Annotated in this window: 2 protein-coding genes and 2 pseudogenes; all 4 read right to left on the bottom strand. The window is 73.1% G+C overall.

Going from position 1 to position 5,835, the window contains the following annotated elements; translation table 11 throughout:
• Positions 1–241: 241 nt before the first annotated feature.
• A pseudogene (bchM, locus tag AX737_RS04835) lies at positions 242–940 on the bottom strand (magnesium protoporphyrin IX methyltransferase); the annotation flags it as partial.
• Positions 940–1,830, bottom strand: a complete 891-nt coding sequence (gene bchL, locus AX737_RS04830) for a ferredoxin:protochlorophyllide reductase (ATP-dependent) iron-sulfur ATP-binding protein (protein WP_066919421.1) — start codon at positions 1,828–1,830, stop codon at positions 940–942. The pseudogene bchM and the gene bchL, both read right to left, overlap by 1 nt.
• Complete coding sequence (locus AX737_RS04825; RefSeq protein WP_066919417.1) at positions 1,827–5,576, bottom strand: magnesium chelatase subunit H; 3,750 nt, start codon at positions 5,574–5,576, stop codon at positions 1,827–1,829. The genes bchL and AX737_RS04825 overlap by 4 nt, the downstream gene beginning before the upstream one ends.
• Positions 5,551–5,703, bottom strand: a pseudogene (locus AX737_RS35505) (hypothetical protein); the annotation flags it as partial. The gene AX737_RS04825 and the pseudogene AX737_RS35505, both read right to left, overlap by 26 nt.
• Positions 5,704–5,835 lie beyond the last annotated feature (132 nt).

The following is a 5,835-nucleotide window of genomic DNA, read 5'->3' as shown; positions in this document are numbered from 1 at the left end:
GCGCCCCCTCTCCCGTGCGGGAGAGGGTTGGGGTGAGGGACGAGAACTCTACGGAAGGGACGCAGCGCCGCCGCGGAACCGCAGTGGCTTCTCCGGATGGCTCCGGGCCCCTCACCCTGTCCCTCTCCCGCACGGGAGAGGGGACCCGCGCCTCATTCTGCGGCGTCGCTGCCCTGTCCTCGTCGCCCTGCCCCGAGTGCCCGGCTTCGACGTGCGCCCCCGCAGAGAAGGAAGAGAGAGCGCGCGTCAGGGCGATCGCGTTGGAGAGGTAGAAGCCGCTGTCGATCCGGCGCGTGCGCGCCACCGCGAAGTCCGCCAGCGCCGGCTCGCCCGCGATGCGCCGCCGCAGCGCCGCTTCCGTGATCGGCACGATGGCGGGCGCCCGGTCGCCCTTCGGGAACAGCTTGCCGGCCGCGTGCATCAGCGTGAGGAGCGCGGTGCGGGGCGCCACCGTGACGAGCAGCGAGCCCGCGGTGCGCGGTGCCAGCGCGGCCAGCGCCCGCACGATGTCGGCGGCGCGGTAGTGGATCAGCGAATCCATCGCCACGACGTGGTCGAAGCGCCCGAGCGCGGGATCGAGCATGTCGCCGACCCGGAACTCGACGCGTCCGGGCCCGGCGATCTCCGGCAGGCGCTCGCGGGCGAGGCCGACCAGCGTCGGCGAGACGTCGATTGCCACCACCGCGGCGCCGCGGCGCGCGGCCTCGACCGCGAGCGCGCCGGTGCCGCAGCCGGCATCGAGCAGCCGCGCGCCGGTGAGATCCTCCGGCAGCCAGGCCAGCAGGTTCGCCCGCATGGCGTCGCGGCCGGCCCGCACCGTGGCGCGGATCCGGCTCACCGGCGCGTCCGAGGTCAGCCGGGCCCAGGCGTCGGCCGCGGTGCGGTCGAAATAGGTGGTCAGCTCGCCCCGGCGGGCGTCGTAGGTGGTGGGGCCGCCCATCAGTCGAACCCCAGGAACTCGAAGAGGTCGCGGTCCTTCATCGGCGTGGCCGCGCAGGGCTCCACCCCGGACCAGAGCGATTCGGCGAGCCGCATGTACTCGTCGGTCACGGCGCGCAGCTCCGGCGTCTCCTCCATCTCGAACAACGTCGCCTTCTTCAGGCGCGAGCGCCGCACCACGTCGAGATCGGGGAAGTGCGCCAGCCGCCGCAGGCCGGTGGCCGCGTTGAAGCGGTCGATCTCGTTGGTGGCCGCCGAGCGGTTGGCGATGACGCCGCCGATCCGCACGCCGTAGTTCTTCGCCTTGGCCTGGATCGCCGCGACGATCCGGTTCATCGCGAAGATCGAGTCGAAGTCGTTGGCCGTGACGATCAGCCCCCGGTCGGCGTGCTGGAGCGGCGAGGCGAAGCCGCCGCAGACCACGTCGCCCAGCACGTCGAAGACCACGACGTCGGTGTCTTCCAAGAGGTGATGCTCCTTCAGGAGCTTCACGGTCTGGCCGACCACGTAGCCGCCGCAGCCGGTGCCGGCGGGCGGCCCGCCCGCCTCGACGCAGAGTACGCCGTTGTAGCCCGGCACCACGAAGTCCTCGGGGCGTAGCTCCTCGGAGTGGAAGTTCACCGCCTCCAGGGCGTCGATCACGGTCGGGGCGAGGCGCTTCGTTAGCGTGAAGGTCGAGTCGTGCTTCGGGTCGCAGCCGATCTGGAGCACCCGCTTGCCGAGCTTGGAGAAGGCCACCGAGAGGTTCGAGGAGGTGGTGGACTTGCCGATGCCGCCCTTGCCGTAGACGGCGAAGACCTTGGCGCCCTCGATCCTGAGGTTCGGGTCGAGCGCCACCTGGACGCTGCCCTCCTCCCGCCGGGGGACGGGGTTGCGGATCGCGATGTTCATGCGGCGACTCCCGGCGTGGCGTTCACGAAGACCCCTTCCAGCCGATCCTCCAGCTCCTCCTCGGCGCGCGCCAGCGCGTCGCGGGTGGCCGGGTCCGGCGTCCAGAAGCCGCGGCGATGCGCCTCGATCAGGCGGCTCGCGACTTTTGCCGAGGCGGTGGGGTTGAGTTCGGAGAGGCGGGCGCGCATCGCGTCGTCGAGCACGAAGGTCTCGGTGATGCGCTGGTAGATCCAGGGCTGGACCGCGCCCGCGGTGGCCGACCAGCCGACCGTGTTGGTCAAGGTCGCCTCGATCTGGCGCACGCCCTCGTAGCCGTGGCCGAGCAGACCCTCGTACCATTTCGGGTTGAGCATGCGGGTGCGCGTCTCCAGGGCCACCTGCTCGGGCAGCGAGCGCACCCGGCCCTCCCCGCGGGTCTGGTCGCTGATGTAGATCGGGACGGCCTCGCCCTTGGCCCGCGCCACCGCCCGGCCGACGCCGCCGAGCCCGTCGAAATAGTGGTCGACGGAGGTCACCCCGAGCTCGACCGAGTCGAGGTTCTGGTAGGCGAGATCGACGCGCGCCAGCACCGCCTGCATCAGGGCGCGCTGCGGCGCCGGCTTGCCCGAGCGGTTGTACGCGAAGGACTTGCGGCGCGAGAACGCCTCGGTCAGCTCGGCCTCGTCGTCCCAGCGGCCGGACTCGACCAGCTGGTTGACGTTGGCGCCGTAGGCCCCTTCCGCGTTCGAGAAGACCCGGAGCGCCGCCGTCTCGAGGTCGCAGCCCTGCTCGGCCTGGATCGCCAGCGCGTGCTTGCGCACGAAGTTCTTTTCGACGGGCTCGTCGGCAGTTGCCGCGAGCCAGCTTGCTTCCGCCAGCAGCTTCGTCTGCAGGGGCAGGAGGTCGCGAAAAATCCCGGAGAGCGTGACCACCGCGTCGATGCGCGGGCGGCCCAGTGTCTCCAGCGGGATCAGCGTCGCGCCGGCGAGCCGCCCGTAGCCGTCGAAGCGGGGCGCCGCGCCGACGAGCGCCAGCGCCTGCGCGATCGGACCGCCCTCGCTCTTCAGGTTGTCGGTGCCCCAGAGCACCAGCGCGACGCTCTCGGGGTAGGGCTGCCCGTCCGCCCGGTGGCGGGCGAGCACGCGGGCGACCTGGGCGGCCCCGTCGGCCACCGCGAAGGCGGAGGGCAGGCGGTAGGGATCGAAGCCGTGGAGGTTGCGGCCCGTCGGCAGGATCGCCGGGTTGCGCAGGAGGTCGCCGCCCGGGACGGGGGCGACGAAGCGGCCGTCCAGCGCGCGCAGCAGCCCGGTCATCTCCTCGGAGGTCGCGAGCTGCCGGTTCAGCGCGGCGAGATCCGCGAAGGCGGCGCGCAGGGTCTCGCTCGGGGGCAGGCCGGCGCGGGCGAGCACGGCCTCCGCCCCCTCCCCGGCGGCGAGCGCGGCGAGCGCGGCGCGGTCGGGCTTGAGGCCGTGCGAGGCCTCGGCCAGCGCGGCGAGCAGGTCGGTGCGCTCAGGTTCCGAAAGACCCTCGCCCAGCACGTGCAGGCCGTGCGGGATCAGGGTCTGTTCCAGCTCGTCGAGCGCGACGCGGAGCGCCTCGACGGGGGCCGGGTCGCCGGTCCAGGCGGGCTCAGGCACGACGAGGTCGAGGGCCGCGCCCTGGGCCTGGATCACCCCGGCGAGCGCCGCCCGCTCGTGGGCGGATTCCGGCGGCAGGGCGCGCCAGCGCTCCAGCCCGGCGCGCAGGTCCACGAGGCCGCGGTAGAGCCCGGCCGCCGCGAGGCTCGGCGTCAGGTAGCTCACCAGGGTCGCTGCCGAGCGGCGCTTGGCCAGCGTCCCCTCCGAGGGGTTGTTGGCGGCGTAGAGGTAGACGTTGGGCGTCGCGCCGATCAGCCGCTCGGGCCAGCAGGCGGCGGACAGCCCGGTCTGCTTGCCGGGCATGAATTCGAGCGCCCCGTGCGTGCCGAAATGCAGGAGCGCGTCGGCGCAAAAGTCCTCGCGCAGCCAGCGGTAGAAGGCCGAGAAAGCGTGGGTCGGCGAAAAACCCTGCTCGAACAGGAGCCGCATCGGGTCGCCCTCGTAGCCGAAGGCCGGCTGCACCCCGACGAAGACGTTGCCGAACTGCGCCCCGAGCACCAGGATCGCGCGGCCGTCGCTCTGGTGGCGGCCGGGCGCCGGGCCCCACTGCGCCTCGATCTCGGTGAGGTGCGGCTCGCGGGCGACGTGGTCGTCGGCCGCGATGCGGGCGTGGACGTTGGCCGGCGTGCCGTAGCGCTCCGCGTTCCCGCCGAGGATTTTTTGGCGCAGCGCGTCGGCGCTCTCGGGCACCACCACGTCGTAGCCGTCGGCCTTGAGAGCTTTCAGCGTGTTGAGGAGCGAGGCGTAGACCGAGAGGAAGGCGGCCGAGCCGGTGGCGCCCGAATTCGGCGGGAAGTTGAACAGCACGACCCCGAGCCGGCGCTCCGCCTTCGGGGTGCGCCGCAGGGCGACGAGCCGCGCGACCCGCTCGGCGAGACGGGCGGCGCGCTCCGGGTGCACCCGCATGTCGCGGGCGTTGTCGGCACCCGACGCCGAGGAGCGGCCGCCGAACACCATCGGCGCGGTGGCGCCGTCGAGTTCGGGGATCGCCACCATCATGGTGGCCTCGACCGGCGAGAGGCCGCGCGCCCCGGCCTCCCACTGCTCGATCGTCTGGAACTCCAGCGCCTGGGCGGCGAGGTAGGGCACGTCGAGGCGGGCGAGCGCGGCTTCCGCCGCCGCCGCGTCGTTGTAGGCCGGGCCGCCGACCAGCGAGAACCCGGTGAGCGAGACCAGCGCGTCGATCGAGGCGGCCCCGTTCCGCGTGAAGAAGGCCTCCACCGCCGGGCGGTTGTCGAGGCCCGCCGCGAAGGCCGGCACCACGTCGAGGCCGCGCGCTTCGAGCGCCGCGATTACCCCGTCGTAATGGGCGGTGTTGCCGGCCAGCACGTAGGAGCGCATCAGCAGGAGGCCGACCCGGCCGCGCGCACCGGCCTGCCGCGGCAGCGCGGCCGGATCCTCGGTGATCCGCTGCGCCAGCGCCGGGTGGTAGAGCCCGGTCTCGGGGTAGTCGCGCGGCGCGGGCGCCGGGGCGAGCGCCCGCCACGCCGCCCGTGGCCCGGAGGCGTAGCGCTGCACCAGGAGGCGCACGAGGGCGGCGACGTTCGCCTCGGAGCCGGCGAGCCAGTATTGCAGGGTGAGGAAATAGGCCCGCACGTCCTGGGCCGAGCCCGGGATGAAGCGCAGGATCTTCGGCAGCTTGCGCACCAGCGCCATCTGGCGGGCGGCGTTGCCCTCCGCACCGGCTTTGCCGGCGCCCGGCTTGCCGCGCAGGCGCTTCAGGAAATCCAGCGCGCTTCGCTTGGTGCCGCTCATGTCGAAGCGGTTGAGCTTCGTCGTGCGCACGATCTCGGCGGCCGAGAGGCAGCCCACCATCGCGTCGCAGGCCGCGCGGCGGGCCGTGAGGGCCGGCAGGATCGCCCGGACGTGCTCGTCGAGGAACAGCATCGCGCAGAGCACGATGTCGGCGGCCGCGATGTCGGCCTCGGCGCGCGCGATTCCGGCCGGGTCGGTCTCCCACTCGGCCGCCGCGTGGAAGGCCAGCTCCAGCCCCGGCAGCTCGGCCCTGAGGCGCAGGCGCGCCCGCTCGACCGCGCTCGCGAGATGGTTGTCGAGGGTTACGATCACGACGCGGATGCCCGGCCGCCGGCCGGCATCCGCCGCGCTATCGGCTGAAATGGGCCTTGGCATCGTACAGGGTCTCGACGGTGATGAGCGGGATCGCCCGCTCCCGGGCGAAGGTTTCCGTGTTGGTCCGCGCCCGGCCGCGGACGAAGAAGGGGATCTTTTTCAGTTCGCGCTCGGCGTCGGGAGCCCAGGAGGACACGCGCGTTGCGCTTCCTCCCCCCTCTGCGGGGGAGGCGAGGACGGTCTCCGCCTGAGGGGCCGAACCGGAACGCGCCCCCTCTCCCGTGCGGGAGAGGGTTGGGGTGAGGGATGAGAACTCTAC

It is taken from the genome of Methylobacterium sp. CCH5-D2, assembly GCF_001556475.1.
Lineage (GTDB): Bacteria > Pseudomonadota > Alphaproteobacteria > Rhizobiales > Beijerinckiaceae > Methylobacterium > Methylobacterium hispanicum.
Note: the sequence above shows the minus strand (reverse complement) of the source record. Positions and strands in the feature narration are given on the sequence as shown.

What these genes read in the sequence shown, in the direction of transcription:
- AX737_RS04825 (WP_066919417.1), bottom strand. Translation starts at nt 5,576, where the DNA reads ATGCCAAGGCCCATTTCAGCCGATAGCGCGGCGGATGCCGGCCGGCGG.
- bchL (WP_066919421.1), bottom strand. Translation starts at nt 1,830, where the DNA reads ATGAACATCGCGATCCGCAACCCCGTCCCCCGGCGGGAGGAGGGCAGC.